The following is a 24,518-nucleotide window of genomic DNA, read 5'->3' on the forward strand; positions in this document are numbered from 1 at the left end:
GACGAGAGTCACCGGCGGACACCTGGATCGCGAGGTTGCCACAGGCAGTGGCGCCGCAGGCGCAGCGCATCACGCTGGTGTCCGCCGCATGCAGGTGCTGCCAGGATTCGGCGCGTCACCGAGGCGTCTCCAGGCCGGACCCGGGTGCCATCCCAGCGGGGGCGGCCACGGATTCGCGTTTCACCGGGTTGCGTGGCGAGTCTCTCATGGTGGTGTTCCATAGTGAACTGTCTCGGTGTACATGGTCATCTGTCTCTGCTTGGATGTCCATGCAACTTCATGCGGTGGCGGCGGTCCATAGGCGTCTGAGGACTGGCACCGCGTCATGGACAGGCTGAGATTGACCGCCAACCACGAGCAGGAGTTTCTATGCGGGCTAGAGGATTGCTGATCCTGGTCGGGCTGATTGCTGCTGGTTCTGCCGCAGGGTCATCGGCCGCGGGCAACGGGGAGCCGCCGCTGATCGACATGCAGCGGTTTTTCGAGGATCCGAAGTACATGGCCGCGCGGTTGTCGCCGAATGGCGAGGAGGTCGCGTTTCTGAGCACCTTCGAAGGGGCCATGAACATCTGGGTCAAGGGAGTCGATGAACCATTCGAAGACGCCCGCCCTGTCACGGCCTACGACCGCTCGGTTGGTGGATATTTTTGGGGCCGGGACAGCAAATCCATCCTCTATGTCCAGGATGCCGAGGGCGACGAGAACTACCAGGTGCGCGCGGTGGACCCCTTCGTCGAGGCCGAGGAGGATGCAAAGATGCCGGCCTCACGCAAGCTTACCGACGTCGAGGACGCGCGCGCTGTGATCTACCACGTGCCCCGCGAGGATCCCGACACGATCTTCATCGGGCTGAATGTGCGCAATCCCGCATATCACGACGTCTACCGGGTGGACACCGCCACCGGGGAGCGGGAGCGGGTTGCCAAGAACGACGAGGGTATCCACAGCTGGCATTTCCATGAGGGTGAGCTGCGCAAGGCCAGCCGGCAAACCGACGATGGCGGCACGCAGATACTCGAGGTCACCGCCGATGGCGAAGACCTCAAGACGATCTACGAATGCGCCTTCGGCGAGAGCTGCGGTATCTCCCGCTTCCACCCGGACGGTCAGCGCCTCTACCTGCGCACCAACGCCGGTGACGACCGGGATCTGGTGAAGCTCGCGTTGTTTGACCCGAAAACCGGAGAGGAAGAAGAGGTCCACAGCGATCCGGACGGAGAGGTCGATCTGGCGCATGTGATCTTCTCCGAGGACGACGACCGTCTTCTCGCCACCGTATACCACGGCGATCATCAACGGATCTATCCGCAGGACGATGCGTTCGCGGGGCACCTGGAGCGCCTGGAGTCGCTGCTGCCCGAGGGGAATCTGGACATCAGCTCCATGACCCAGGATGAGTCCCGCTGGACCGTGTCCCTGTCCCGCGATACGGATCCGGGAACGGTCTACCTTTACGACGCCGAAGCCGGTGAGCTGGACACGCTCTACAGGTCGCGTCCCGATCTGCCCAGCGAGCATCTGGCCACCATGGAGCCCATTCGCTATGAGGCCCGCGACGGCCTGGAGATCCCCGGCTACCTGACACTGCCGCCGGGTGCCGACGGTGAGGAGCTGCCTGTGGTGGTGCACCCCCACGGCGGCCCCTGGGTGCGGGATACCTGGGGTTACCGCGGGTCAGTGCAATTCCTCGCAAACCGTGGTTATGCGGTGTTCCAGCCGAACTTCCGTGGCTCTTCCGGCTACGGGCAGGAGTTTCTCAATGCCGGCAACCAGGAATGGGGAACCGGCGCCATGCAACATGACATTACCGACGGCGTGCAACACCTCATCGACGAAGGCATTGCCGACCCGGACCGAGTGGCCATTTACGGCGCCTCCTACGGCGGGTTTGCGACCTTGGCCGGGCTGGCGTTCACCCCGGAGCTCTACGCCGCCGGCGTGTCGGTGGTGGGACCGTCGAATATCATCAGCATGATCGAGTCGTTTCCGCCGTACTGGAAGTCGAGCATCGTGCAGTGGCATCGGCGGGTTGGTAACCCGGACGACCCCGGGGACCGGGAGCGGCTGAAGGAGCAGTCGCCGTTGTTCTCCGCGGAGCAAATGCGGGCCCCACTTATGGTGGTACACGGGGCCAACGATCCACGGGTGGTTCAGGCCGAGTCCGACCAGATTGTCACCGCTTTGCGCGATGCCGGGCATGATGTGGAGTACCTGGTCGCCGAAGACGAAGGGCACGGGTTTGTGAACGAGACCAATCGACTTGCCTTCATCGCCGGTATGGAGCGCTTTCTGGCGCAGCACATCGGCGGCCGTCAGCAGGACGACTATCCTGAACCGATTGCCGCGCGTCTGCAGGACCTGCGGGTCGATGTCACCGGGGTGGAGCCCCCGAATCCTGGTCCAGCCGGCTGTTCTCGCGGGCGAAATCCGGCAGAGGATGGAGCCAGCTCTGGTGCACGCCACTGCACGCCTGGCGACCCTGCGGGCGGGCAGTCCATGCCCTGAGCACACGCGCTGCTGCAGGCTTTGTACTGCCCATGGCACATGCCGCCGCACCATTGCGCTGGATGATGCGGCGGCGCTGCAGCCGGCCCCGCAGTCCTCACGGGAGGAAGGGGGTAAGCAATGGCGCTGCCCCGGCTTCGGGGTTATGTATTGTTTATGAACTCAAGGATGTGGCTGTTCACCTTCGCAGGCTGCTCCAGCGCGAGGGACTGTCCGGCCCCGGCGATGGTCACCATTTCGCCGTTCTCCACCACATCGAGAATGTTCTCCGAGAGTTGCGGCGGGTAGGCGTGGTCCTGCGCCCCGGGGAGCAGGAGCAGGGGCACCGTGCAGTCCTGCAGCTCGTCGAGCACCCCTTGCCGGCGGATGACCCCATCCGCGGTTCGGGCGATATCGGGCTCCAGGCTCAGCATGTGGCTCTTCCAGAATTCCCGCACCTCGGCCATGCCTGGGTTCGCTAGCGTATCGTCCCCGAACATGATGTACATGAGCTGATCGATGTAAGCTGCCGTACCCTCGGCGCGAATCCCTTCCACCAGGGGGTGCAATTCGTCGAAGCTGTATTCGGGTTCGGCGCTTGAGGCCATGACGATGCAGCCGCGCAGCAGGTCCGGCCGGCGTGCGGCGAGCCGCAATGCGATGAATCCGCCCATTGAGCTGCCCGCGAAATAGCAGGGCGAAAGATCCAGAGCGTCGATCAGGTCAACCGCATCATCGGCTAGGGAGTCCATGGAGACGGGGGATTCGGCGCTCCTGCCGCTTCGCCCCTGATCCCGGTGGTCGTAGCAGACGACGCGCAGGTTCTGGGGGGGGAACGCTTTCGCCTGATTCACAAACATGCGGTGGTCAAAGAACAGCGAATGACTCAAGACAAGAGCTGGCGCGTCCTTCGGCCCCTGGTCCTCGTAGTAAATGTCATTTCCGTTAATGTTGATCGTGGGCATTCGAGGCCTCCTGGGTGCTCTCCGTCATCTTGCGACCAGTATTGTTGCGAGGTAAGCTTAGCCGCCAGCGGAGAAAGCGCAGGACTCAAGCCGGCCGCAGGCTTCCTTCCCCTGTGTCATAGACACTGACGCTGCTGAAAAAAACCCCACTGATTAGTGGAGAGGCCGGTTCTCCCTGGTGAGCGGCGGCCAGGCAACTCGTCCTTTCACCGGCGCAGGGACGCGGCAACCGGCTGTCGCGCCCGCTGACTGACCGTGCTGCGTTCACTTTCAGCGTCCGTTTTCGCTCCCGGCACACAGCGTGGATTGAGCGGCCCGAGTTCGCGGTGGTCGGCCTCGACGGTCGTGATGCAGCGCTTTGCTTGATGGTGACCCCTGCACAAGCCCTGGATGACGCACGAGTTCACTCCGCCTCACCGGCGTGCGCGCTGCCCTCAGCGCGTTGCATCTGATCCTGCCTGGTTTCATCTCCGTTACTCGCAATGATAGCCCAACAGTTCAAGTCCATCAGTGAGGTGCTCGGCGAGCAGCGGATGTGCAATCAGATACTCCGCCGTGCGGGGGTTCCAGGCGTCTTCTGCGTCCTGCACGAGCATTTCCCAGTCCGATTCAGTGTAATCGTCGCGTCCCAACCACAGCAGGGCCACCACCTGAACTTGTTGATCGGGGTAGAGGTCGGCGATGATCGAGCGGAACTCGGACAGCGTTGGATCGCTGGCATGGGCCGCAAGAATTTGCGTGGGCCAGTCCTCGGTCGGACTGATCGGGTCGTCCGGAAAAACCACCGCCTCCTGGGCATGAAACTCCCGGGCAAGCTGGATTAAATGGCACACCGTCTCGGGATTGACGTCAAGCGTTGGCATGATTCACTTCTCCTCTCTCGCTCGCGAATCCGCATCGCCGGGGCGCGGCGCACGCGGCCCTTGTCAAGTATTTCCCATGCTTATCGATACAGGTCAACCGCGGCCGGGATCCATGTGGCCGTCTGGCGGCGAAGCCGCTCGCCCGCGCTCGCGCCACGCGCTTGATGGTGATGGACTTGCGGCGAGCCGTCGCCATGGGAGCACAGAGGCGGGCCTGCCGGCACGCCGAGTCTGCCCGGGATTTTCACTGCGCCAGAACCAGCGGGGCGAGCAGCAGGCTTGCAACGGTAATGAGCGGGAGTGCGATCAGCGTGACTCCGCTACCGGCGCGCACCATATCCACGACGTGCAAACGCTCACTGCCAAACACAATGGCATTGGGCGGTGTCGCTACCGGTAGCATAAATGCGCACGAGGCAGCTAATGCCACGGGTACCGCGAGGAACGCCGGTGCCTGGTCGGTGGTCACCGCAATGCTGGTGACCAAAGGCAACAGCATGGCAGTCGTGGCTGTATTGCTGGCCACATGACTCAACAGCACCGTGAATGCGGCTATGGCGGCGATTGTCATGACGATCGGCAACGTCCCCATGCCGATCAACTGCGCGGCGACAGCGGTGGACAGCCCGCTGGATTCGATCGCTGTGCCGAGGCTCAGTCCGCCGCCCACAAGAAGTATGACGCCCCAAGGCAGTTCGCGGGTCCTCGACCAATCCAGCAAGGCGCCCTGATGATGGTCAGCCGCAGGGAGGAGAAAAAGCGCAATGGCGCCGACAATGGCGATGCCGGCGTCGGAGAGGTTGACGCCGTCAAACTGATGCTCCAACAAGGGGCGCAGAACCCAGGCAAGGGCGGTGAGCGCGAACACCGCGAGCACACGGCGCTCGGTTGGCGTGATAGGCCCCAATTCTGCGCGCCTTTGCGCGATCAATTCGGTCACACCGGCGATGGCGGTGCGCTCCAGTGGAAAGGCCAAGCGCGTAAGAATCCACCAGCACAGCACCAGCAGCGAGAGGCTCACCGGCACGCCGATCATCATCCATTGGCCGAATCCGATGTAAACACCGTACGTCTCCGCCATGAATGCGGCCAGAATGGCGTTCGGTGGTGTCCCGATCAGGGTTCCGATACCGCCGATATTGGCGGCGAATGCGATACCGAGCAGCAAAGCACGCGTAAAGCGGCGCTGCGCTTCACTCGCCTCATTGCCACGGTGGCCTTCCATGACCACCACCACCGACAGGCCGATGGGAAGCATCATGGCCGCCGTCGCCGTGTTGCTCACCCACATGCTCAGCCCGGCAGTGCCAACCATAAAACCGGCCACCACGTGGTGGGGGCGCTGCCCGGAGTAGTGGAGGATCAGCAGCGCAATGCGCCGATGCAGGTCCCAGCGCTGGATGGCGAGGGCAATGAGAAAACCGCCCAGAAACAGAAATACAAGTGGGTTGGCGTAGGGTGCGGCAATTTCAGCCGTTGTGCCGACGCCAAAGACCGGGAGGACCGCGACGGGGAGCAGAGCGGTGACTGGAATGGGTACGGCCTCCGTCACCCACCAAATCGCCATGAACAGCGCCAAAATGGCGACCAGCCATGCGTGCACCGCAAGGTCTCCGGGGGCGCCCCAGGCCAGCATTCCCATCGCAACGGCGGGCCCCAGTAGCAGCCCCACCCGCCGGGCGGACCACGTCCATTTGAGTTGTGCGCTTGATTGTCTCATTTAGCGTAAGGCGAACCCGATAGAGAACGGATGCGCTGTCAGCGGGAACAGGGGCCGACGGAGTTCGAGCCAGGCGATCAGTCCACCCAGACCTGGGAGTAATGGCAGTTGCAGCCAGCCTTGGCCGTCCACATCGAGCGATTGCGCGACGCCCATGGCCCAAGTGTATAGAAAGGAGTGGCAGGGCCTTGGTTCAAGACCCTGGACAGCCGCCAGTATCAGGGGGAGCATGACCAGGAACATGTAAGCGGTTACTAGCGCAGCCGGCACTGGCCAGCGCCTCAGCGCGGATTGCTTGACCATCGCTGCGGGCCTCTAGCGGGCATGTTGGTGGCAGTATCCCGGAGGCTGGACGATCACGGATTGACGCAGGTCATGCAGAGGCGACAATCGCCTGCGCGGCGTTCGTACGTTCGTACTTATCCAAGCGGAAGGAACAGGCCATGAGAATCTGGGTTGATGCGGATGCCTGCCCCGGGGTGATCAAGGATATCCTTTTCCGGGCCGCGGAGCGCACGGGGGTACGGCTGACGCTGGTCGCCAATCAGCCAGTTTGGATTCCGCCGTCACGGTTCATTGACAGGATCCAGGTCAGCCCTGGCTTCGACGTCGCGGACAATGAAATAGTCAAACAACTGGAGGCGAATGATCTGGTGATTACTGCCGATGTCCCCCTCGCGGCGGAGGTCATCGATAAGGGAGCCTATGCCCTCAATCCCGCCGGCGAGCTTTACTCGACGGAGACCATACGCGCCCGTCTCAACATGCGGGATTTCATGGATACTCTACGCGCGAGCGGAATCGATACGGGGCGCGCACCGGCAATGAGTCACAGAAACCGACAGGTCTTTGCCAATAACCTGGACAGGTTTCTGGCCAAGCGGCGGTGACAGGACACTAGTGCTCGCCTTCGCGACCGTGCGCATTCACTCACAGCGCCACGAGCCGTCTGCAGGGTCGCTGGGGTCGGGGTTATGGTACCCTGCCCAAGTGCGTGGTTACTCACGCCATCGTTCGCCGAGCCACCGTCCGGCAACTCCTGGCGCGGGCGGGATGACCGCAAGCGGACTAAGGAATTCCCTGATTCTCAGAGACCGGGCGCCGCCTTACGCTATAGTGCCGCTTTGTGATTAGACCGGAGAGACGAGCGTTCGGTGGTGCTTGTACTTCCGCGACGATGGCTGGCGGATCATGCCGTTGGCGTCACAGCGGTGTGTGTCTTACAGCATTGGGGAGGCAGCGTCTTTGCACACCACGCAGCCGTTCGACAACCGCCATCGATTCGATGAATAGCGCACCTGAAGGAGGGCGTCCGCCGGTCCGGATGCTCCTGGATCACAAGCTGCGCGCCGGCGCCGTTGACCGGCGCCTGCGATCGCGGAATGGGGCCTTTCGGATGAAGCCCCGCAGTGACGGAGCGTTTGCGCGATGACCTCGTTCAACGGGCTGGGCGGCAAGGGTCTTAAGTCGGCGGAGTCCAAGGCGGCATCCCCAGGGGCGGCGGTGTCTTCGGATCAATCGGAGATGTTTCGTCGCGTTGTCGAGGAATCCCCGGAGCTGATTGCCAGGTTCGACCGGAAGCTTTGCCACGTCTATGTCAATCGCGCAACCGTGCGTGCCTTTGGAGCCTCGCGGGAGCAACTCCTCGGTCGCGCGCATCGGCAATTGGACTTACCCGAAGCATTGGTGTCCCGCTGGGAACAGGCATTGAACAGGGTGTTCACAACGGGTGCCGAAGAAGCGTTTTACGTGTGCACTTCCCTCAACGGTCGTGAACGCTGCTTCGATGCCCGCATTATCCCGGAATTCGACGCCCAGGGAGACGTGCAGACCGTGTTTGGTATGACCCGCGACGTCACAGATGTCATGTCTGTGGGGAAGGCACTGCGCGAGAGTGAGTCGAAGTGCCGGGTTGTGATGGAAGCCTCCCTCGCCGGGATCTGCGTCTACCAGAACGGGACCTTCCTGTATGTTAATCCCGCCATGGCGGAACTCTTCGGCTATGAGCCGTTGGAGATGATCGGCTACATGGGTCCGCTGGATCTCGTGGTGCCCGAGCAGCGGGAAATGGTCGCGGAACGCATGGAAAGCCGCGCCGGCGGAAGACAGGGGCGGCCCTACGAGGTGCGTTGCGTGGCGCGGGATGGCTCGGTGCGGGATGTCATTGCCTGGGGGGCGACCGTGTTGCTGCAGGGCCAGGCGGCTTCGGTGGGGACCTTGATCGATATCACCGAGCGCAAGCGTGCCGAGGATCAGGTGTGGCGCCTGCAGCAACATCTCGCGCGTGTTTCCCGGTTCACGACTCTGGACGGCATGGCAAGCGGTCTGGCGCATGAAATCAACCAGCCGCTCACGGCCGTGATCAATTACGCTCAAGCCTGCCGTAACCTCCTGGGGAATGACTTGGCGGGCGACGGCACCCGGGTGGGGGAGCTCATGAACCATGTGGTGCAACAAGGTCAACGCGCGGGTCAGATCATTCAGCGCATGCGACGCCTTGCGCGCCATTCCGCCGGCCAACGCCAGCCGCTTGACATGAATGCAATGGTCAAGGAATCCATCCAGTTCGTGGATTGGGAGCTGCGGCAGCGTCGGATTCAGCTACGTCTGAACAGGACGCGGGAACTGCCGCTGGTTATGGCGGACCCCGTCGAGATCCAGCAGGTGTTACTGAACCTGCTCCAGAATGCCGTCAAGGCATTGGAGCAGCAGCCCGGCACTCGGGAGATCGAGATTGGCACAGCCACGCTCCAGGATACCGACCACTGGGCTGAGGTTTGGGTGGCGGACAACGGTCCCGGTGTCACGGTCGACAATCACCGGCGGCTACTCGAGCCATTCTTCACCACGAAGCCAGGAGGGTTGGGGTTCGGATTGCCGATCAGCAATTCCATCATTGAATCCCACGGCGGCGTTTTGGTGCTTCCGGAACCTGGCCCGAGCCCCACGTTCAGGTTTCGTTTGCCCGCTCTTGGTGAGGCTTTAGTTAAGGGCTGATCAGCGGCTGCGCCTATCCCAGAAGGTATCGGCAATGTAGATCAGTTCATAGAGCGTCTGTGCCCGTAGCTTGCGCATGATGTTGCGTCGGTGGGCCTCGACGGTCGACACGCTCACACCGAGCTCAGTGGCGATGGTCTTGTTGTAGCGCCCGTTGACCACACCCAGAAGAACCTCCCGCTCCCGATCTGAAAGCAGGGCCATGCGGGCAATGAGGGTGCGGGTGCGCTGCTTGCGGAAGCGTTGCTCGGAGTCCTGTTTCAGCGCCTCGTCGACTCGCGCGATCAGCTTGTTCGTATCGAATGGTTTCTGAATGAAATCCAACGCCCCGCTCTTGATGGCTCGCGTGGCCATGGGCACATCGCCGTGGCCACTGATGACGATGACGGGAATAACCTGCCCGCGACGTTGGAGTTCCCGTTGCAGGTCCAGGCCACTTGCTCCCGGCATACGCACGTCCACGATCAGGCAACCCGGGGTCTCCGGGTCGTACGCCTCGAGAAACGCCGAGGCATCAGCGAATGCACGGGTCAGGATCGACTTGGAATTCAGTAATGCTTCGATGGACTCCCGGATCATCGGGTCATCGTCGACAACGTAGACGATGGGCTCCTGACTCATGAACGATCCGGGCTCCCACCATCTGGGGAAGCCTCGCGCGCCGCACGGAAGATTCGCTGCAGTGCGCTGAAAGCGAGCACTGTCGACTGCTGGCTCGCTTGCGAAGACCAGTCAAGCGTGCGTGCAAACTCCAGCCATGCCGAAAACAGCGCGTGTCGGACCAGGCGTGGCTGGTTCGTCGTCGTATTCCTGTAGACTGGTCTCATACTCCATCCTCTCCTCGCGTCTTGTAGTATTTATGGTGGGAAAACCGCTCGATCGCTCGCCGACGGTATGCCCGACTACATAGCATACAAACCCAGGGCCAAGCCAGATATTAGGGATAACCGTAGTCCAGTTGTGGAAGTTCGCAGCCGCAATGGGCGATACCGTGGTAATGTTGTGGGGATAGCGTCCAGACTGCATACCCTGCATGTGCGGGGTTCCACGTACCTCAACGATCCTAGACATTCCGGTTACAGGACACTAGGGGGAGAGGTCGCCATGAAAGCCACTGCCAAGCCGAGCATCGCTGTCGTCGAGGAGGATCCCGAGATCCTGGCCAGCCTCCGGCAACTTCTGTCATCCGTTCATATCGACGCCGAGTGGTTTGACTCGGCCGATGCGTTGTGGGCGAAAGGAGCCCTCAGTTCTCGTTGGCAGTGTGTGCTGGCCGATGTTGGGACAGCCGGGGTGGCGGGAGCGCATTTCATTCAGCAGCTGCCACTATACGGTATTAACGCCCCGGCGATCCTGCTGTTGGAGCCAAACGACGTGCCCACCGCTGTCGAGGCGCTCAAGAGTGGGGCCGCGGATGTACTGGAGAAGCCCTTCAACGGGCAGATGTTGCTGGATGCGGTGCATGATGCACAACGCCGTGCCCGCAACGCATCACAGAGCCGCGAGCGGCGACGGGACCTGCGGGCGATTTTCTCTGACTTGACAAGCAGAGAATTCGACGTTGCCATCGCCCTGGTCAGAGGTTTGTCGAACCGGGAGATCGCCAGCGCGTTACAGATCAGCCCGAAGACTGTAGAAGTCTATCGATCCAGGGTCATGCAAAAGACCCAGGCGACAAGCCTGTGCGACCTGATTCGAATGGCTATCAAGGCCAACCTGGTTGAGGAGGAGATCAAAAACGTCGGGGCGTTTTGACGCCGCATCCGCGAGTACGGCCATCATGCGTTAAGGGACAACATGACTGGACTTCCGGTAATTCCGAATGGGCTGCGATCCGGCAAAAGGGTACTTTGGTCCCCCAAGAATCGGGTTGCCGTGCCGGCCCGATTGTTCAAGGACCAATCGCAGGCCAGTAGACGGTCGCCATGCAAATCAATCGCAATACCGCGAGACAGGAGACAACGCGAGATGGCTAACAGCAAGCAGCCCCAGCAAGCCGCATCCAAGACCACGCCGGTCGATCTAACAGCATTTGCCGAGTCGTGGACGACGGCGATCAAGGAGGCTGAGCAACGGATGCAGCGCATGCAGGAGCTCACCAGCGAGCTGCAGGAGGTGATGCAGAACGCGTCACGGGCCCAGGTGGATGATCTGGTAAAAACAGGTGACAGGATCAACAAGACCTTCGCGAAGGCCGCGGAAAACCGTGAGCCGACGGCGATGATCTCCGTTCAGCCGGAACTCTTCAGCTGCTTCATGGAGGCTGCCCAGACCACGAATCAACGCTGGCTGGACCTCATGGAACAACTCCAGGTCTCCTCGATGAGGGCCATGACGAACGGTGACACGGGTTCGGCGCATACCCAGTCAACGCAGCAACAATCCGCCACAGTCGACAGCAGCCCCGCCGATGAGGTTGCCGCCCGGTAATCGAAAACGCGAACTCGCCACGGTTTGCCGAACAAATTAGTCTACCTGCGGGGCGTGCGGGACAGGGTGTCCCAGGCGCCCCGCAGGCAATTCACTATACCTTTACCTGGCAGTGCGTTGCCGGCCACCGCTACGCGCACCACTGTTGCTGCGCTGATGCCGTGGCGCGCCGGGCTGATTGGTGTTGCGGCTTGAGCGCTTCGGCTGCGTGGTTGCTCTCTTGTTGGTCGGCTCGAAACCATCCCGGATCTCGGCGGGGATGTCGGTCTCCACGAGCTTGCGGATACCTGCGAAATCCCGCGCCTCGTCGGCGCAAACAAGCGATACCGCAGCACCGTCCTGACCGGCCCGCCCCGTGCGCCCGATGCGGTGGACGTAATCTTGCGGATTGCTGGGGATGTCGAAGTTGACCACATAAGGTAGCTGGTCGATATCGATGCCCCGCGCCGCCACGTCGGTGGCCACCAGGGCGCGCACCGAATGGTGCTTGAACGCCTTGAGGGCCTTGCTCCGCGCTGCCTGGCTCTTGTTGCCGTGGATGGCCGTGGCCCGAATACCGTCGTGCTCCAGCTGTTTCGCGAGCTTGTCGGCACCGCGTTTCGTGCGCGTGAAAACCAGGACCTGACTCCAATCATCGGCACCGATTAGATGAGAGAGCAGCTCGCGCTTGCGCTCCGGGTCCACCATGTAGGCCGTCTGCTCCACCGCCGCGGCAGCGGCGTTCCGGCGAGCGGTCTCAATCACCTCCGGTTGGTGCAGGAAACGGTTGGCCAGCTTGCTGATGGGCGCCGAGAATGTCGCGGAAAACATCAGCGTCTGACGCTCGCGCGGCAGTGTTTTGACGATCCGCTCGATGGCGGGCAGAAAGCCCATGTCCAGCATGCGGTCCGCTTCGTCGAGGACGAGGACCTCGACATGATCGAGCTTAATGGTACCGCGCTGCATGTGGTCCATCAGCCGGCCTGGTGTGGCCACGAGAATGTCCGTGCCCCGCCCCAGATCGCGCATCTGCGGCCCGATGGCGACACCGCCATAGATGGCCGTGCATTTCACCGGCAAGTGGCGGCCGTACGTTCGCACGCTTTCAGTCACCTGGACCGTCAACTCGCGGGTTGGAGTGAGGACGAGGGCGCGCACACGGCGCGGTTTCGTCGGCGTGGTGGCTGAAAGCCGCTGCAGCAGCGGCAGGGCGAAGGCGGCTGTCTTGCCGGTACCCGTCTGGGCGCTGGCCAACAGATCCTTGCCGGCGAGGGCGCTGGGAATAGCGCGCATCTGAATGGGTGAAGGCGTGTCGTAACCCTGCTCGACCACGGCGCGCAGAAGGTCGGCACGGACCCCAAGACTCTCGAATGACATCAATGACTATCCTGTTTGTGCAGCCAGGGCAATGACTCCGGTGGAGCCCGGATTAAGTCGCTTATCGGGGAAAGACCCTGGCATAAAACAGTCCGCGATGAGCAGCGGGGACCGGCCAGCTTAGGAAACCGGCGCACGACGGGTGCGGGAACAAGGCGGCGGGTACAACGCGGAGCGCAGAGTAACACGCATTGGGAGGGATAAACAGCGCCACTGTTATCACTGGGGGCGGTGTCGAGGCGGGGTGATCACGCGTTGCTCGGTGACAATGACATCCACTGGGCGATCATGCGGCTCCATTGGTAGCGTGGGCACCATCTGACACTCGAACGCGATCGCGACACACGTGCCAACCTGATTCGATTCCATCCAGCGATCGTAGTACCCGCGCCCATGACCCAGGCGTGCCCCGGCCTCGGTGAATGCCACCCCGGGAATGATGCACACATCGAACGGTCCGGGGGCGGAGGTCGTGTGGCGCGGCGAGAGTATCCCCCAGCGGCCGGCCTCCAGATCACCCCAGCCCGTCATGGGAACGGCGCGGATGGTTGTGGCGTCCATAATGCGGGGGACGGCAACGCGGTACTCAGCGGCAAGCAGGGCGTCGATCAGGGGATGGGTGTTCACCTCGCTGCCGAAAGAGATGAACGTGAATACGTGCCGGGCCGCCTGCAGTGCCGGTAGCCCCAGGAGCTGTTCGCGAATCCGCGCACTGGCCGAGGCATGAGCAGCCTCAGCGAGTTGGCCGCGGCGGTGCAGCGCGGATTCGCGCACCTCACGCTTGCGTGTTGCGCTGTCAGAGTGAGTATCGGTCATGGCGCTGTTGTAGACGATCCAAGCCCGTCGGCGCAAGCGCTGGGCGCGCGCCGACCCTGTCAGGGAGGAACGCTGAGGTGGTGTCGCCCCCTGACTGACCGTGGCCTGAGCCATGAATACCGTGCTCACGACTGTGTTTGTGCAGCTGACGGGGCTCGGTTACAGGGCACTAGCGCTCCAGCCACTGAAGCTTGTTTGGCACATCCTCCCATTCCTCTGCGTCCCCGGGCGGATCCTTTTGCTGGGTGATCACCGGCCACTGCCGCGACAACTCCGCATTGAGCTCCAGGAAGTGCGACTGTGCCGCAGGCAAATCGTCCTCGGAGAAGATGGCCTCCACCGGGCACTCGGGCTCGCACAGGGTGCAGTCGATGCACTCGTCCGGATCAATGGCCAGGAAGTTGGGGCCCTCGTGGAAGCAGTCCACAGGGCAGACTTCCACGCAGTCCGTGTATTTGCACTTGATGCAGTTCTCCGTGACGACGTAGGTCATGATATCTCCCGAAATCCAGCCGAGGGCGCAGCTCATGGATGCCCACCGGCGCTGAGACATGGCAATACGTGTGGCAAAATTACGGGCGACAAATGCCCACAGTCAAATAATGTATACTATATACATTGTATGAGGCAACCGAGTCCCGGGCCTCGATCGACAGGCGAGGCACTTTTGGTGCTGTGGCATCGGCCTCGTTACCATTCGGGCGAGGCTCGGAGTTCCGGCGAATGTGCCTGAGCCGGCTCGTTGCGGAGCCACCACCGGCCTGATCGGGCCGCGGCGGAGTCAACCGTTCATGGAATTGACCTATCACACGGACTACGGTCTACGGGTATTGATGTACGCCGGCGCGCACGGCGGTCGCCGGGTGACCATGCGGGAAATCGCGCAGGCGTACGGTATCTCCCTGGAGCATCTGCGCAAGGTGGTCCACCGACTCGCGCAGCATGGTTATTTGATCACGACCAAGGGGCGTGCCGGTGGGCTGACACTTGGTCAGCAACCAGCGTCAATCCCCATCGGGGATGTCGTCCTTGCCATGGAAGAGTCTATGGCCATCGTCGATTGCGACCGCCAACCGTGCCCCTTGTGTGGAGGTTGTTCCCTGAAGACCGTGTTTGACAGCGCGCGCCAGGCCTTTATCAATCAGCTCAACACCTTCACCCTTCAGGATCTTCTCGGGAACACGCAGACGCTCGGTCAATTGCAGCGCCTGAACCGATCCGCATAGGAACGACGGGCGCGTCGGGGTAGCGGATCACGTCGCGAGCGGCTCAGATGTGCTGCGACGATGCCACCATTGCGGAGCGGTGGCGAATCTGGGCCGCCATGTTCGATGCCTTCATGACTTCACCGAAGGTCTCGAACCCCTTGGCTTCCAGGCGGTCGATCATACGCACGAGAAGTTCCGCCGTGCCCAGGGTATCCCCGAGAGCAGAATGGCGGCCGCTGATGGTGATACCGTAGCGCTCGCAGAGCGCGTCCAGGGAGTGGTCTTCTTCGTCGCCATCGAGCATGGATGACAGCAGCAGCGTATCCAGGACCGGATTATCGAATTCCACGCCGCTTTCGTGCTGCTTAAGGCTGATGAACTGCATGTCGAAAGCGGCATTGTGGGCCACCATCACCGCGTCGCCCACAAAGTCCTTGAACTGCCGCAGCACGAGCTGGATGGCCGGTTTGTCCTGTACCTGATCGTCGGTGATCCCATGGAATTGGACGGATTGCTCAGGGATGGGCCGACCCGGGTTGACCAACCGCTCGAACGTCTCGCCAGTGAGCACCCGGTGCTTGACGACCCGCACCCCGGCGATGGCGATAATCTCATCGCCGCCCATGGGGTCCAGTCCGGTCATTTCGCAGTCGAAGACCACGAATGACAGATCCCGCAACGGGGTGGCGGCAAGTTCCTCGTCATCGGCGTGCCGCTGCATGAGACCGAAATCGTAGAATTCCGGGCGAGCCGGGAGCCGCTCGGGTTCCGGAAAGAACTGGGGTCGTGTGGGCGTCGGCAGGGGCAGCCGCACCACGGCCTGGTTCTCGCCGCGGCCGGCTTGGCTCCAGGGCTCGCACTCGTGGCGCTCCAGCACCTCCCGTATGCGCTGCCCGCTGGCCTCGTCGTCGCAAGGGGTGTCGAGCCAAGCCTCCAGCCCGTCCGCGGACAAAGGTTTCCCCGCCCAGCGCACCTCGAGATAGATGGCCTGATCGGCTAGCAGCGATTCGATATCGAATTCGCTTGCCTCGGTCTCCTCGTGAAGCTGCCGGATCAGACAATCCAGGGCCTGCATGAGCGAGAGGCTATCCCCGTGCAGCCACAATGGCATCCCCACGAGGTTCACCTGGACGCTCGGCAGGTCCCGCAGCCGTTCCTGGACGCAACTCACCAGATCGCTGATGAACAGGTCGGCCATTGGCCAGCGGCCCAGTAGCTGCCCACGAATCTCCTGACCGAGCTCTTCAATGCGGCGGCTGAGCGTCTCGCTCTCGTTGAGGATGACGTCGTCGAACGAGTGCCGCTCCTCGGCTGTCATGTCCGGATAGGCGTTGAGCGTCTCCGCTGCCGCCCGAATGTTACCCACCACGCCACGCAGGTCCCGGGTCAGGGCGAGGCGGATGGCATCGCCGCGGGCGAGCAGGGCGACATCCTCGGAAATGTCAATCAGGGTGATCAGGTGTCCCGTGATCGCCCGATTTTGGTCCAGAATCAATGCAATGCGGGCATGGAGCATTTGCCGGGCGTCGGCACTGCTGCACACGAAGGGCGCGGTGAGTTCCGCGGCCTCCGAGACGCCGTCGCCGTGATGCCGTTCCAGTCGTTCCAGCGTGTGCTGGACTGGAGCCTTGGAGAGGATATTGAACAGCGGACGCCCCAGCCCGATCGCTTCCGGCAGACCCAGAATGGAGACTGCGGCGTTATTGTAGAGCAGGATCTGATGCCGCCGGTTACACACCAGCACGCCCTCGCTCAGGCTTTGCAGGATCACCTCGAGCCACGTCTTCTGTTCCTCGACCTGCGCCGTGGCGCGATCCATCGCTTGCCGGATTTCCTGGCGCGAATCCTTCAGGGCGGTGGCCAATTCGACGGTGGCATCGGGCAGACTGCCCAAGGCGTGGTAACGGGGCAGGGGCAGTGACTGGTTCGGTGAGCGGGATTCCAGCAGGGCCCGAATGCCGCGAACCAGCTTTCGTGCTGGCCGCATGATGAGCCGATCGAGCACGAACCAGGCGATGAGCACCAGCGTGGCGACACTCAGCCCGCCAAGCAAGGCACCGGCAAAGGCCGTATCGCTCTCCGGAGGCGTGACGATATGCACGGCCACGCCTGTCACCCCGCCGGCGACCAGTGCCAAGACAACAAAAATCAGCGCGAATTGATGCTGTGCCTGCATTCCGGCGTGTCAGACGCGTGTCGTCGGAGGCAGGGGGACCATGTCCGGCGCATTGCCAGCGGTGGGAGCGGAACAGCGCATCGGTTGTCTCCTGCAGCTAAGCGGTGCGGATGGGGCTCTCAGGCCAACGCTCGAGTGGGTGCCGGCGTGGGCGCGAGAACACCCACCAGCCCCCGGCTCCCGGTCTCATATGGCCTAAACGTACCACAGGCCACCGAGGTTTTCATGCGCGGTCACTCAGGTGGGGCGGCGTGGCGACAAGAGGACGGGGCAGCAGCACCACTCTTGAATGGCGCTGACGCGCTGACTAGTATATAGGCGCCGTGTGGAAGCAGGTAGGAGCGGTCGATGGACGCGGGGGAGGACGTGAAAAGGGTCTCGAGTGATTCGTGGCTGCGTTTGTTGATGAAAATCGGCATCCCGATGGCCGTTATCAGCATTGTTGCGCTTTGGAGCGGTCAATTGCTCGGTATTCCGGACCTATTTATTCTCTTTTTCATCACAGGCGGACTGACGCTGGCCATTGGTCTTGCCTACAACGTTCGTTTCGTGCTCTTGGCGATGCGTAAAGCCCGCCAGGAGCAAGAAGGCAACAAGCCGTAGCCGGCTTAGCCCATATCCGCGCCCACAAGGTCCCGGCTCAGGCGCCTGACCATCCCCTGCACGTTTTTAAGGCTTGCCACCAGCGTCTCCCGCTCCCGCCTCGTGAGTGTCCTCGGGTCGACGTGCTTGCTTGGAGGGCGCTCCCGCGACAGATCATCCAGTTGCCGACGCAGGATCAGCCCGGCAACGGCACCATGGGCGTGTTGCAAGGCATCCGCGTCGTCGGCGGAGAGGGCACCCGCATCCGCAAGTGCCTGCAGGCGCCCCGGGGTTGATGCGGTCTCGATGCCGTGGGCGAGCGCGTAGAAACGGGCGACCTCCACGATGGGCATGATGCCGTGGCGCTTGAGATCGATCTCCCCCGCGTGGGAGCTGTCCCCGGACTCGGTCACCAAGCGATCGAACCATCCCAATCCGACGTCTCGTGTCGATTCGTTCAGGGTGAGTGCCCGCAGGTAGGTGCGTGACCGCGCCAACTGGTGAGTCAGGTCGTGCCGCAGCTGAGCGGCCAACCCCGCTTCGCCCGCAACCCCACGGCAATCCAGCAGGATATTGCTCTGCAGGAACCCCTGCTCTGTCCGGCGACGCAGCCATCCCCGAATCTGCTCATGCCACTGGGACAGGGTTTTCCGCCACAGCGGATTGGTGGCCATCACATGCCCCTTGCACAAGGGAATGCCGACGGTGTCCAGTGATTGCGTCAAGCGCCGGGCGAGTTCCACGAAATAGCGATCGATGGCGCCATGCGCACTGTCCGGGTAGTCGGCGATGACGAAGCCGTTATCCTGGTCTGGATCAAGAAAGCTCTCCATGCGGCCCGCAGAACCCATTAGGATCAGTGCAAAACCCGCGGGCGGCGGCCCCCAACCGTCCTGATCCATACCGTCCATGGCCAGTGCCAGCAGGCGGGAATGGAGATCGTCGTTCAGGCGCGAGATGACCTGCTGCACGTTGCGGGCGTCCGGGTTGTCCCCAAGCAGGGCGCGTGCGATGTCCACCTGGCGGGCCCGGGCCTGCTTGAGCCCCTCCAGGGTCGCGGGCGTGGCCAAGTGTTCCAGGCGGGCCACACCCCGCGGAAGCGCGAGTTGCCGGGCCTCGTCGGCGTACAGGACACCAAGCAGTGCACCGTCGGCCGCGATCACTGGGGCGTGTCGCACGTGCCGCGCGTCCATCTCCGCCAGTGCCCGGTAAAGGGGAACCTCCCCCCTTGTGACATACGGAGAGGTTGTCATCACCCGGGCGACGGGCATATCGCCGCCCACTCGGCACGCAACATGGCGCGCGATACCCTGAAGCGTGAGCAGCCCCTGTACGTGGCCGTTCCTGTCAACGATGACCGCGCACTCTTCCCCGGTGTCGGCCAGCTGACGCACCACCGATTCGCACGGTGTACGGGCCTCGCAGCGCGTGCGTACCGGGCGCATGGCATCCTGGGTGATGCGGTTGAACAAAGCAAGATACGCGGGCATGGATCCCCCCTTATAGCGCATGGCCCTGGCGCAGGGCACGTTGTGCGTGGCAGATGGCACCCAGAGATGATTTGAGGTGCGCGAGTTCGAGTTCCGACAACACCGCCGGATCGATGCGATTCGTTGCGGCTGTGCCACGGCGAAACGCCTCAACGATGAAACGCGCGCGCAGCCCGGTGACCGTCTCCAGTGCGAGCTGCAGATCACGCGCCTGTGCCCGCGGGATGAGGCCAGCGGCAGCGGCAGCGGTGATGCGATCCACCGTGTTGGTCGCCACCACGCCCGCCTTAAGCGCGTAGGCCAGTGCCAGCTGAGACAATGGGAGCATTGCCTGTTGCTTGAGGTTGAAGGTGCCCCGGTCCGGGGCTCGGCGTTTCACTCGCAGGCGACGGAAGGCGCCCAGCGGCGCTTCGCCACGCAGCGCGTTCTGTTCGACGCGCGCCAGGAAGAGGCTGCTGCTGGCCGCCGCGTCCGCGGCCGCGCGGCGGATGCCGGGGAACAGTGAGGCCTCCCCATGAATGCATCGCCAGTCAAAGTAGTGCGATGCCACCATCACCTCGCGCACGCCCGGTGTGCGAATGACGGCGGTGATGGCCTTGCGCCAGCCGGAGACGGAACGACGCCATTCGGCATGCTGCGGGCCGACGCCACCCGGGCAGTGGCTGATACCGCACGCCGCCAGCCCGTCCGTTACATAGGTGCCCAGTGCTTGGTACCAAGCGTCGGCGCCACGGGGTTGGTCGTCGGCCAGGATGAGGGCATTATCCTGATCCGTGTGGAATGTCTGCTCGCGGCGCCCCTGAGAACCGCTGGCGAGCCAAGCGTAGGCACCAGGGGCGGGCCCCAGGTGAGCTTCGCCCAGTTCGATCAGCCGCTGGGTCAGCGCGTCGATCACGGCTGTCACGACCAACCCTTGCTGGGGACCCGCCAGTCCGACATCCACGAGCCGGCCCTGCAGGTGGGGGAGGGCGATGGCGGCCTCCGACAGCTCGTCCACCGATTCACACCGGAAAATTCGCTGGAAGAGGGGATTCATACGCACTGTCCAGGTCCTCACCGTGGCCGAAGTAAAAAAAGGCCCGCCAGTGGCGGGCCCCTCGTGCGGCTTTCCCAAGGGCAGGGTGCGGTTGTGTCCGGCGGTTGACCGGTAACACCCCCGCGACCCTGACCATCGGTCGCTGCCGTTTCCCCCTTAATCGGCGCGGGGTACGCGGACGCTCTCCACCAGATCCTGGATGTGCTGCGGCGGCGGTGCGGTCATCTTCGCGACCACAAAGGCGACGACGAAGTTCACCAGCGCACCGATGGCACCAAACGAACCAGTGCCGATGCCGAACAGCCAGTACGCCTCTTGGTCCGGGAGCATGTTCGTGCCCGGGATGAAGAACCAGCCCTTGTAGATGAAGATGTACAGGGCGGTGACCAAGAGACCAGCCAGCATGCCGGCAATTGCCCCGTAGTTGTTCATCTTCTTGTAGAAGATGCCCATCATCAGGGTCGGGAACAAGCTGGCCGCCGCGAAACCGAAGGCGAGTGCCACCACCTCCGCCGCAAAGCCCGGTGGATTGAGCCCCAGGTAGCCGGCGAGCAGAATTGCCGCCGCCATACTGATGCGTGCCGCCATCATCTCCCGTTTTTCGCTGATTCGAGGCATGAAGACGCCTTTCAGCAAGTCATGGGAGATCGCCGATGAGATGGCGAGCAACAGACCCGCTGCCGTTGACAGTGCAGCTGCGATACCCCCTGCGGCAACGAGTGCGATCACCCAGTTGGGCAGGTTGGCAATGCCCGGTGTGGCGAGGACGATGATGTCACGGTCCAGGGTGACGATCTCGTTGCCTTCCCAGCCCCATTCCTCCTGGGCCATCTGGTGGAACTCTTCGTTGTCCTCGTTGTAGTACTGGATGCGGCCGTCCTCGTTCTTATCCTCGAACCCGAGCAGACCGGTCTCCTGCCAGCGGTCCGTCCACTCCGGCAGGTCTTCTATCGCAATGTTGCCCTCCGGGTCGCCCACTTCACCCGGCTGCACCATGTCGATCATGTTCCACATGGACATGGCGCCCACCGCCGGGGCCGTGGTGTAGAGAAGGGCGATGAACAGCAGCGCCCAACCGGCGGACTTGCGGGCGTCACGGATGCGGGGGACCGTGAAGAACCGCACGATGACATGCGGTAGCCCGGCGGTGCCGATCATCAACGACAGGGTAAGCAGGAACATGTTTGTCATGCTCATGCCCGCGACCCCTGTGTACGGATCAAACCCGAGGTCGACCAGGGTATTGTCCAAGGCCTCCAGCAGGTAGGTCTCTTCCCCGGCAAGCGTTGAGCCCAGCCCCAGCTGCGGCAGCGGGTTGCCCGTGAGTTGCAGGGCAATGAAGATCGCCGGGACGGTATAGGCGAAGATCATCACCACGTACTGGGCAATCTGGGTATAGGTGATGCCCTTCATGCCGCCGAACACGGCGTAGAGGAACACCACAACCATGCCGGATATGAGTCCGGCGGTGAGCGGCACGTTCAGCAGGTTGGAAAAGGCAATGCCGACACCGCGCATCTGTCCGATGACGTACGTGATGGACGCCACCAGTAGCGCGATCACGGCGATCACCCGCGCAGCCTTCGAGTAGAACCGGTCGCCGATGAACTCCGGCACCGTGAACTTGCCGAACTTACGCAGATAAGGCGCCAACAACAGGGCCATGAGGACGTAGCCCCCCGTCCACCCCATGAGATAGGCACCACCCGTGTAGCCGAGGAAGGCAATCAGGCCGGCCATGGAAATAAAGCTCGCCGCCGACATCCAGTCGGCGGCCGTGGCCATGCCGTTCATGACCGGGTTGACGCCCTTGCCGGCGACGTAGAACTCGCTGGTGCTGCCTGTGCGTGCCCACACGGCAATGCCGATGTAAAGGGCAAAGGTCAGGCCCACAACGATCAGGCTGAGGATTTGTAACGTCATTTATCGTGCCCCTTACTCTTCGTCGACGTTGAACTCTATATCAAGCTTGTTCATGCGCCAGGCATAGAAAAAGATGATAATGAGAAAGACGTAAATCGAGCCCTGCTGGGCGAGCCAGAACCCCAACGGGTAGCCACCGAGGTGAAAGGCGTTGAGCGTAGGGCCGAGCACGATACTCAATAGAAATGACACCACTGCCCAGACGGCAAGACAGCCGCCGATGATCTTCAGGTTGGCGCGCCAGTAGCGGGTTCTCTCCTCCGCCTGGGTTTCGTTGCCATTAGCCATGGACTCTCCTCCTGTAACGGAACGGTGTTGAATGGAACGACGGTTTTGCTGTGGTCAGAGTTGATAATCGCTTTCGATCTTGTTTTGCAATGCTCTCGCTTCTCGGAACGCCTCCTTCAGAATGCGTCGGTCGAGTTCGTTCAATTCGCTTGGGTCGATGCGGTTGCTGAGTGCCTCGCCAGCCGCACGCTGTTCTTGGTTACGCCGCATGCGCAGCATCTGTATATAATCGTACGCTTCCGCCCATGCTGCAACGTCACCCGGATCCACAACGCGGGCATCGGCCGCCATGCGGAGCCGCTCCATGGTATTTGTAGCTGGAATCCGATGGGCGAGAGCGAGAATCCGCGCGGCATCCACAAACGGCGTGACGCCGTTGAGCTTGAGGTTCAGCGTATTGCGGTATTCGCCGCGGGACTCTACACGAAATGAGCGGAACACGCCGAGCGGCGGGCGCAACTGCAGGGCGTTTGCCGCAAGCTGGCGACGGAAGCGACTGTTGCGTGCCGTTCGGTCCAGCAGCCAGTAGCGCATGTGCTCCGTGTCCTCGTGCGGGCCGTCAATCGTGCGGAAATCGAAAAAGATCGACGCCTGCAGGAGGTGTTTCGGTGTGCCCTGGTCGATCCACCGCGTAAAGCGCCCTTGCCACTCCTCATAGCTCAGGCAACACTCAGGGTTGCTGGCCATGATGTTGCCCTCGCACAGCGGGTAGCCGCACTGGTCCAGGGCCTCGTTCACTTGGCGAAACGCTGGAATCAGCGCCGTGCGTACAGCGTCCGCGGTGCTGCCCTCCGGCGTCTGGAACAGCACGCCGTTGTCCTGGTCCGTCTTAAGCGTCTGTTCCTGGCGCGCTTCGCTGCCAAAGGCGATCCACGCGAACGTCACATCCGGCAGGCCCCGGGCGGATTGCATGCACAGCTCGATGACCCGCCGCGTGATCTGGTCATTGAGCAGGGTGATGATTTGCGTGATCTGCCCCACCCGCGCACCCTGGGCGATCATCTGGTCGACCAGTTGATGGATATCGCCAAGCGGCTGCGAGAGGGCCTCGAGACTCTCTGCGCGCGCAATGCTCTTGCTCAGGTTCACAAGGCCCACGCGCTGCAGAGAGAACAGGTCACGTTCTGAGACGACGCCGACCAGGCGCCCTCGATCCACCACGCACACGTGATGAATGGCGTGGTGGGCCATGATCATGGCCGCCTCGAACGCAAAGCTGGAGCGGGGTACGCAGACGGGATCCGGCGTCATGACCGCTTCCATGGGGGTGTCCAGGCTCACTCCCGGCAACGAGACCCGGGTGAGTAGATCCTTCAAGGTGAAGACCCCGATGGGGCGCGAGTGCGCATCCGTTGCCACGATGCTGCCGACATGGGCCGCTGCCATCGATTGCAGCGCATCGCGAACAGGCATATCCGCGCTGCAAGTGACCGGCGGCCTGCGCACCCGCTCTGACAGAGCAATGTTCAGCGAGGAGTCACCCCCGAGCCCGCGCAATGCATCGGCTTGAACCTCCCGCTGCATGCTATTGCGCAGTGTCGAGAGCCGGTGAGTACAAAATTCGTTGAACTCCGGGGAAATCTCCAGAAGCTGGGTAAAATCTAGCCACTCCAGCTCGAGACATTCGGTATCCTCGACGGCCTCGTGGACATGACGCACCGGGCGACGGGAGAGCAGGGCACCCACCGGGAAGCATTCACCGGGCATGAGCTCCCAGGTCTCCCCTTCTTCTTCGGTCGCGCCCTCTGCAATTCCGCCATGCACGCAGCCCCGATGGACGATGAAAAGCCGTGAAGCCGGTCCGCTGGCCGGCTCGGCAATGCGAGCGCCCTTCGGGTAATGCCGGAGTTCAAGGCGCAGGACCATCTCTTGCACGTGCCGGAGTGTCATCCTGTCGAACGGCGGATGGCGGCGCAGAAACTCCACGACGGGTGCAAGTTCACCTGCCTCGCCATTCAGCCCGGCGTTATTCTGGTCTGTCGTGTTCACGTTGTTCCCTAGGCCGTCGGGGTGTGGGACTCCAACGCTGGACCGGTGCCAGAGCTTTGCTTATCCAGATTTTCAGCCCTATTTCGGCATCGATTTCGGCAAATGGTCACCGCAGAAAAAAACATCGCACGGCAACGCACAGCGCCCACACTCTACAAGATAGCAGGTGATTCGGCGAGGGGTGGGCTGGGCGAG

The 24,518-nt window shown here is 62.4% G+C and carries 21 protein-coding genes; 7 read left to right on the forward strand and 14 right to left on the reverse strand.

The window, feature by feature from the left end; all coding sequences use genetic code 11:
* The first annotated feature begins 369 nt into the window (after positions 1 to 369).
* A complete protein-coding gene (locus QZT63_RS00190; protein WP_290647630.1) occupies positions 370 to 2,505 on the forward strand; it encodes a S9 family peptidase in 2,136 nt (711 codons plus the stop codon).
* Positions 2,506 to 2,648: 143 nt separating this feature from the next.
* On the opposite strand, the gene QZT63_RS00195 is transcribed toward QZT63_RS00190, so the two are convergent.
* The 4 genes from QZT63_RS00195 to QZT63_RS00210 form a co-directional block, all read right to left on the reverse strand.
* On the reverse strand, positions 2,649 to 3,449 hold the full coding sequence (locus tag QZT63_RS00195) for an alpha/beta hydrolase (RefSeq protein WP_290647631.1): 801 nt from the start codon (positions 3,447 to 3,449) through the stop codon (positions 2,649 to 2,651).
* Between the two features lie 473 nt (positions 3,450 to 3,922).
* Positions 3,923 to 4,312, reverse strand: coding sequence for a DUF3775 domain-containing protein (locus tag QZT63_RS00200; protein ID WP_290647633.1), 390 nt, complete (start codon positions 4,310 to 4,312; stop codon positions 3,923 to 3,925).
* A 244-nt stretch (positions 4,313 to 4,556) separates the two neighbouring features.
* Positions 4,557 to 6,032 (reverse strand): DASS family sodium-coupled anion symporter, encoded by a 1,476-nt coding sequence (locus QZT63_RS00205; RefSeq protein WP_290647635.1) that lies wholly within the window; start codon positions 6,030 to 6,032, stop codon positions 4,557 to 4,559.
* A complete protein-coding gene (locus tag QZT63_RS00210) occupies positions 6,033 to 6,335 on the reverse strand; it encodes a hypothetical protein (RefSeq protein WP_290647637.1) in 303 nt (100 codons plus the stop codon). It lies immediately after the preceding gene.
* A gap of 140 nt (positions 6,336 to 6,475) precedes the next feature.
* On the opposite strand from QZT63_RS00210, the gene QZT63_RS00215 reads away from it, so the two are divergent.
* Positions 6,476 to 6,922 carry a YaiI/YqxD family protein gene (locus QZT63_RS00215; protein ID WP_290647639.1) on the forward strand — a complete coding sequence of 149 codons (447 nt, stop codon included), beginning with the start codon at positions 6,476 to 6,478 and terminating at the stop codon, positions 6,920 to 6,922.
* A gap of 538 nt (positions 6,923 to 7,460) precedes the next feature.
* Positions 7,461 to 9,029: a PAS domain S-box protein gene (locus tag QZT63_RS00220; protein WP_290647641.1), complete on the forward strand. Its 1,569-nt coding sequence runs from the start codon at positions 7,461 to 7,463 to the stop codon at positions 9,027 to 9,029.
* On the opposite strand, the gene QZT63_RS00225 is transcribed toward QZT63_RS00220, so the two are convergent.
* Entirely contained in the window at positions 9,030 to 9,650 is a 621-nt protein-coding gene (locus tag QZT63_RS00225) for a response regulator (protein ID WP_290647643.1), read from the reverse strand.
* 483 nt (positions 9,651 to 10,133) lie between these two features.
* On the opposite strand from QZT63_RS00225, the gene QZT63_RS00230 reads away from it, so the two are divergent.
* Both QZT63_RS00230 and QZT63_RS00235 read left to right on the forward strand, forming a co-directional pair.
* A complete protein-coding gene (locus tag QZT63_RS00230) occupies positions 10,134 to 10,784 on the forward strand; it encodes a LuxR C-terminal-related transcriptional regulator (RefSeq protein ID WP_290647645.1) in 651 nt (216 codons plus the stop codon).
* Between the two features lie 213 nt (positions 10,785 to 10,997).
* Positions 10,998 to 11,459, forward strand: coding sequence for a hypothetical protein (locus tag QZT63_RS00235; RefSeq protein WP_290647647.1), 462 nt, complete (start codon positions 10,998 to 11,000; stop codon positions 11,457 to 11,459).
* Positions 11,460 to 11,561: 102 nt separating this feature from the next.
* Here the strand turns inward: QZT63_RS00235 and QZT63_RS00240 are convergent, their stop codons facing one another.
* From QZT63_RS00240 to fdxA, 3 genes are all read right to left on the reverse strand, one after another.
* Positions 11,562 to 12,815, reverse strand: coding sequence for a DEAD/DEAH box helicase (locus QZT63_RS00240; RefSeq protein ID WP_290647649.1), 1,254 nt, complete (start codon positions 12,813 to 12,815; stop codon positions 11,562 to 11,564).
* Positions 12,816 to 13,034: 219 nt separating this feature from the next.
* Positions 13,035 to 13,760, reverse strand: a complete 726-nt coding sequence (locus tag QZT63_RS00245) for a 5-formyltetrahydrofolate cyclo-ligase (RefSeq protein WP_290647651.1) — start codon at positions 13,758 to 13,760, stop codon at positions 13,035 to 13,037.
* 40 nt (positions 13,761 to 13,800) lie between these two features.
* Positions 13,801 to 14,124 carry a ferredoxin FdxA gene (gene fdxA, locus QZT63_RS00250; protein ID WP_290647652.1) on the reverse strand — a complete coding sequence of 108 codons (324 nt, stop codon included), beginning with the start codon at positions 14,122 to 14,124 and terminating at the stop codon, positions 13,801 to 13,803.
* 298 nt (positions 14,125 to 14,422) lie between these two features.
* Between fdxA and QZT63_RS00255 the strand changes: the two genes are divergently transcribed.
* Positions 14,423 to 14,857: an Rrf2 family transcriptional regulator gene (locus QZT63_RS00255; RefSeq protein ID WP_290647654.1), complete on the forward strand. Its 435-nt coding sequence runs from the start codon at positions 14,423 to 14,425 to the stop codon at positions 14,855 to 14,857.
* 43 nt (positions 14,858 to 14,900) lie between these two features.
* Here the strand turns inward: QZT63_RS00255 and QZT63_RS00260 are convergent, their stop codons facing one another.
* Positions 14,901 to 17,015 carry an exonuclease domain-containing protein gene (locus tag QZT63_RS00260; RefSeq protein WP_290647657.1) on the reverse strand — a complete coding sequence of 705 codons (2,115 nt, stop codon included), beginning with the start codon at positions 17,013 to 17,015 and terminating at the stop codon, positions 14,901 to 14,903.
* Positions 17,016 to 17,363: 348 nt separating this feature from the next.
* Here QZT63_RS00260 and QZT63_RS00265 point away from each other — a divergent pair, with 348 nt between their 5' ends.
* On the forward strand, positions 17,364 to 17,618 hold the full coding sequence (locus QZT63_RS00265) for a hypothetical protein (RefSeq protein WP_290647658.1): 255 nt from the start codon (positions 17,364 to 17,366) through the stop codon (positions 17,616 to 17,618).
* 5 nt (positions 17,619 to 17,623) lie between these two features.
* Here the strand turns inward: QZT63_RS00265 and QZT63_RS00270 are convergent, their stop codons facing one another.
* The 5 genes from QZT63_RS00270 to QZT63_RS00290 form a co-directional block, all read right to left on the reverse strand.
* Complete coding sequence (locus QZT63_RS00270) at positions 17,624 to 19,087, reverse strand: DUF294 nucleotidyltransferase-like domain-containing protein (RefSeq protein ID WP_290647660.1); 1,464 nt, start codon at positions 19,085 to 19,087, stop codon at positions 17,624 to 17,626.
* 10 nt (positions 19,088 to 19,097) lie between these two features.
* Positions 19,098 to 20,123, reverse strand: coding sequence for a DUF294 nucleotidyltransferase-like domain-containing protein (locus QZT63_RS00275; protein WP_290647662.1), 1,026 nt, complete (start codon positions 20,121 to 20,123; stop codon positions 19,098 to 19,100).
* A gap of 156 nt (positions 20,124 to 20,279) precedes the next feature.
* Positions 20,280 to 22,046 (reverse strand): sodium:solute symporter family protein, encoded by a 1,767-nt coding sequence (locus QZT63_RS00280; protein ID WP_290647663.1) that lies wholly within the window; start codon positions 22,044 to 22,046, stop codon positions 20,280 to 20,282.
* A 12-nt stretch (positions 22,047 to 22,058) separates the two neighbouring features.
* Positions 22,059 to 22,334, reverse strand: coding sequence for a DUF4212 domain-containing protein (locus QZT63_RS00285; protein WP_290647664.1), 276 nt, complete (start codon positions 22,332 to 22,334; stop codon positions 22,059 to 22,061).
* Between the two features lie 54 nt (positions 22,335 to 22,388).
* The gene (locus tag QZT63_RS00290; RefSeq protein ID WP_290647665.1) at positions 22,389 to 24,323 is read right to left on the reverse strand and encodes a putative nucleotidyltransferase substrate binding domain-containing protein; all 1,935 of its coding nucleotides are present in this window, start codon (positions 24,321 to 24,323) and stop codon (positions 22,389 to 22,391) included.
* Positions 24,324 to 24,518: the final 195 nt, after the last annotated feature.

This window comes from Aquisalimonas sp. (assembly GCF_007120195.1).
Lineage (GTDB): Bacteria > Pseudomonadota > Gammaproteobacteria > Nitrococcales > Aquisalimonadaceae > Aquisalimonas.